The sequence below is a fragment of the Hansschlegelia beijingensis genome, from assembly GCF_045505405.1.
Taxonomy (GTDB): Bacteria; Pseudomonadota; Alphaproteobacteria; order Rhizobiales; family Methylopilaceae; genus Methylopila; species Methylopila beijingensis_A.
This window is the reverse complement of record NZ_JBJKEX010000567.1, coordinates 1-1,131: the sequence shown is the minus strand read 5'-3', so window position 1 is coordinate 1,131 and position 1,131 is coordinate 1. Positions and strand designations below refer to the sequence as shown.

Below are 1,131 nucleotides of genomic sequence, written 5' to 3'. Positions count from 1 at the left end.
CAAGCCGCCGCTTCCGAGGCTCTCTGGCTCCGGAGGCGGTCGTTGCAACCCGGCGGTCCGGCGTTTGTCGGATCGTCAACCGGAGACGGCGGACGCCGCGCTGCTCAAGGACCGGGTCGGCGGGGTGGCGGAGCTGGTGACGCTGTCGCGCGCGACGCTGTCGAACATCTGGACCAACGTCGCGCTCGCGCTCGGGCTGAAGGGCGCGTTCCTGGTCGCGACGCTGGTCGGCGCGACGCCGCTCTGGATGGCGATCCTCGCAGACACCGGGGCGACCGTGCTCGTCACCGCCAACGCGCTCCGCCTGCTGCGCTTCGATCCGTCGGACGCGTCGAGGTAAGGCGGCTTCGGCCCACGCGCCCCGGCCGTCCGGCTTCGGCCGCGCGCCGTTCGTTGCGTCTGTAACAGAAGCCGAATTTTCCGTAGCCGGGACGTAACTCTCCCGGTGCACCTCACGAATGTACGCTTGTGCCCCTCTCCGGCCCGGCGCGACCCCGAAGTCTCGTCGTCGCCGGACCTTTTTTTCACGAGGGGCGCGAGGTTCATTCGTCCTCGGCGGGGGCGGGATATCGCGGCCCAAGATTGGGCGCATTCGCCCAATCCAACTCACCCCCTGCGGGCCAGAAGTGTTCGACCAGATCTGACGCGGAAACGCCTTGCGTGAACTTGACGCGGCGCGTCATCCATCAGCAGCGGAGCGGGCGTGGCGCGGAAGTATCATGTCGCCGTCGTCGACGACGACGCATCAATGCGCGATCTGATCGGAGACTACCTGGTCAAGCACGGCTTTGACGTGAGCCGCGCGGCGGACAGCGCGGCGATGAAGCGGGCGCTGGCGTGGAAGCCCGCCGATCTCATCATGCTCGACCTCCAGCTCGGCGAGGAGAACGGCCTCGACGTCCTGCGCAAGCTCGACGGCGAGGAGGACCTGCCCGTCATCATCATCACCGGCAATGGCGGGGAGGAGGCCGACAAGGTCGTAGGCCTGGAGCTCGGGGCCGACGACTACATCGTGAAGCCGTTCGGCCTGCGGGAGATGCTGGAGCGCGTCAGCACATGCTGGGGATTGCGGACGAAGGCGGCCAGCAGGTTGAACTCTCCCGCCGTCAGCCGCGTCGCCGCGCCGTCCGG

1 protein-coding gene and 1 pseudogene are annotated in these 1,131 nt (G+C 68.3%); both read left to right on the top strand.

The window, feature by feature from the left end; all coding sequences use genetic code 11:
• Positions 1-340, top strand: a pseudogene (locus ACIKT0_RS18750) (hypothetical protein); the annotation flags it as partial.
• Positions 341-703: 363 nt separating this feature from the next.
• The coding region (locus ACIKT0_RS18745; RefSeq protein ID WP_407106818.1) for a response regulator at positions 704-1,131 on the top strand (428 nt) is incomplete at its 3' end.